The following is a 2,910-nucleotide window of genomic DNA, read 5'->3' on the forward strand; positions in this document are numbered from 1 at the left end:
AAGGTGTTATGCGGTGGCTTCGTATTGCGTTGCTCACTACTTAGCTTAGCGTTATGTATATCGGGAGTTTAAATGTTAGTTTGGGATGAAATAGATATATTGACAGTCCTAGAGGTTATTCCTGAGCAAGAGGTAGATGGAATCTGGCATAAATACACTGTAGAAAAAGGGGGTATACAGCTTTCTATTACGGTGTATCAATATGATGGCGACGTGCGATTTGAACTTATCAATTGTCACAATCAATCTACTCTATTTTCAATGGGACTAATCGGTTGTGAGGGCGTAATCAGGAAATTGGATTCAACGGGTGAGTACCTAGAGTTTGCTCCTGCGAAAAGTTTTGGCAGTAGGTACGATGGAATATCACCAATTCCTTATGGAGTAAGGGTATCCGTGAATCCAAATATTAATATCTCACTATACGGTTGATATACATAACAAAGCGCTTAAGGCAGATTCGCAACGCGTGGCATTTTTAGTATGCGTTGATTTATGTGTTTAAGGTGTTATGCGGTGGCTTCGTATTGCGTTGCTCACTACTTAGCTTAGCGTTAGAATTAAAAGGATATTTCGTGGAAGAAAAGATAGCTAGGATTTGCTGGAATGATAATGATTGGAAAAAGCCATCTGGAACACACGGTAAAAGTCAAACTGAAGGGCTGTTTGAGTTTGACAATGGATTTGGGTTTGAAGAATGGTTGTTTGACTTCGAAACCTTAGTGGATGGCTATAAGTATGCTTTTCTTCAACCGGTAAATACAACGAATCACGCACATGCAGGGTGTAGATACGCTATTCATCTATATGTTTATGATAAGTTCAAAGCCAAAAATATATCTATTGCAAAAATAGCTAGCGTAGAGTGCCTGACTGAAAAAGAGGCTAAAGCGGCTTACGATAAACTGCATCAAAGCTCTGTGATAGAGACGATGGTTAAAGATGTCGAGGTTGTCGGAGGCAATACAAGTCCGTTGACGACGCTACTACCAATAAATTGCTTTAACATTCGTTTTAAGCCGCAAGACGTTAAGTTTGTATCTATAGATGACTTTCATTCTTTCCACGAACTAACTCGCTATAATCTTTACGAGAATAAGCACAGTTCAAAGCAGCTATTTGTTGGTTTTGATTCAGAAGATCAGTTACTAGATGATGTTACTGAAATTATGAATTCTGACGTTTCAGAAACTGAACGAGAAACTCTGATGAAAGCTCGAGTTGGACAAGGGAAATATCGAAAAAATGTAATTCGCGTTTGGGGAAATGAAGCTTGTGCTGTAACTCTTAACTCTGTTCGAGAGGTACTAGTCGCTTCCCATATAAAGGCATGGAAAGACTGTTCTGATTCTACCGAAAGACTCGATGGCGCTAATGGCATATTGTTGGAAGCTACATTAGACAAGTTATTTGACTCACATTTAATGTCTCTGTTTTATAAGAAAAAAAATGAGTTTGAAATCAGGTTTTCCCATTCAATTCTGCGTAAGCTTCCCAAGTATTATAAGGATTTAACTGGTTTTACCGTAAACATTGATTGTATGTCTCATGAAGAAGCCGCTAGGTTTTCTAGTTATATGGAACATCATAATGCGTTATTTCAAAGCAAATGTGAAAAATAATTCTAACAAAGCGTTTAAGACGGATTCCCAACGCTTGGCATTTTCGGTTTGTTTCGGCTTTAGTGGCTACGGCACAATGGTTTAGGTAAGGTGGTAGCGTTGCTCACCACTTAACGCGGCGTTATAACGTAAAGGAAAAATATGTATTACTTGTTCGATTGGAAAGTTAAGCTAGGTATCGTTTTAAGTTGTATCTTATTTCTTGCCTGTTGCATCAGTTTCGTTATTGCATGGAACACTCCTCAGCCAGTTGACGCAATGAGCGCGGTGACCAAGTTTTTCAACTACCGTTGGTTTGCCGCGTTCCTATTTGGCTTTGTATCTATAATTTCAGCAACTTACAGTGCCTATCAAAAACGATTGCACTCGATTTAATGGTTTTTTAGTTCACAGAGCGTGGTGAGCTACGTTATAACAAACTGTTTAAGAGGGATTCGCAACGCGTGGCATTTTTACTATGCGTTGATTTTAGTGTTTAAGGTGGTTTGCGGCGGCTTCGGTATTGCGTTGCTCACCCCTTAACAGGGCGTTAGTTGGAAAGAGGTATTCATTGGATTCAATAAAAGAGATATTACTTTCATTTGGTGGAGCTACTGTCGTAATTGGCTTGTTGTCGAGTTTTCTTGCAAAGTTAATTTCAACTAGAGTTGCGCAGGAACAGAATGCAGTAATTTTGAGCGAGTTGGAAAACTTGAAACATAAGCTATCTACAGCTCAAACAAGCTATGGGCAACAAATTGAACACATAGTCAGTTACTATGATGTTTATTATAAACACTATCGCCGTTGCCAAGAAGTTGCCGGACAAGATGTAATTTCCCATCCTGAAAATGGGGTCCTCGATACTAAAGAAGCGTATGAAAAGAAGCTTGATAAATTTGCCGAGGAGTGGGAGAAACTTGAGCCAAGAATCCGTCTTGTATTACCAGAAGATGCATTTTTGCTCCATATAGAGTCAATTCATGCATTCAATGATTTTACACGAATATTGAAATCACTACCTTCGAATCACTCTGAGTTGAAAGGACCTTTAATAGAGCAGTTTGTGGTTGTGGATCAAGTTAAAGAAAAATTGGAAAGGTCTCTTAGGCACTATTTAAGAACAGACGTTTTGCAATCCAACTAACAAATTGTTTAAGAGTGATTCGGCACGTGTGGCATTTTTAGTATGCGTTAGTTTTAGTGATTAAGGTGGTATGCGGATGCTACGGCATTGCGTGCCTCACACCTTAACAAGGCGTTAGTTTGCAAAGGGCAGAAAAGCGTTTGTGGTCTAAAAGCTTTGTTC

Annotated in this window: 4 protein-coding genes; all 4 read left to right on the forward strand. The window is 39.1% G+C overall.

The genetic code is table 11. The annotated features are described in order from the left end of the window. Window positions 1-72 precede the first annotated feature (72 nt). The 4 genes from ACED48_RS20260 to ACED48_RS20275 all read left to right on the forward strand — a co-directional run bounded on the left by ACED48_RS20260 (window position 73) and on the right by ACED48_RS20275 (window position 2,748). Window positions 73-432, forward strand: a complete 360-nt coding sequence (locus ACED48_RS20260; protein WP_017058479.1) for a hypothetical protein — start codon at window positions 73-75, stop codon at window positions 430-432. A 143-nt stretch (window positions 433-575) separates the two neighbouring features. Beyond that, window positions 576-1,622 (forward strand): HNH endonuclease, encoded by a 1,047-nt coding sequence (locus ACED48_RS20265; protein WP_017058482.1) that lies wholly within the window; start codon window positions 576-578, stop codon window positions 1,620-1,622. A gap of 141 nt (window positions 1,623-1,763) precedes the next feature. After that, entirely contained in the window at window positions 1,764-1,997 is a 234-nt protein-coding gene (locus ACED48_RS20270; protein ID WP_017058481.1) for a hypothetical protein, read from the forward strand. 175 nt (window positions 1,998-2,172) lie between these two features. After that, window positions 2,173-2,748, forward strand: a complete 576-nt coding sequence (locus ACED48_RS20275) for a hypothetical protein (RefSeq protein WP_017058480.1) — start codon at window positions 2,173-2,175, stop codon at window positions 2,746-2,748. Window positions 2,749-2,910: the final 162 nt, after the last annotated feature.

The sequence above is a fragment of the Vibrio sp. 5S239 genome, assembly GCF_041439575.1.
Classification (GTDB): domain Bacteria; phylum Pseudomonadota; class Gammaproteobacteria; order Enterobacterales; family Vibrionaceae; genus Vibrio; species Vibrio kanaloae.

Coding starts and splice junctions, on each gene's coding strand:
- ACED48_RS20260 (WP_017058479.1), top strand. CDS start 73: ATGTTAGTTTGGGATGAAATAGATATATTGACAGTCCTAGAGGTTATT.
- ACED48_RS20270 (WP_017058481.1), top strand. CDS start 1,764: ATGTATTACTTGTTCGATTGGAAAGTTAAGCTAGGTATCGTTTTAAGT.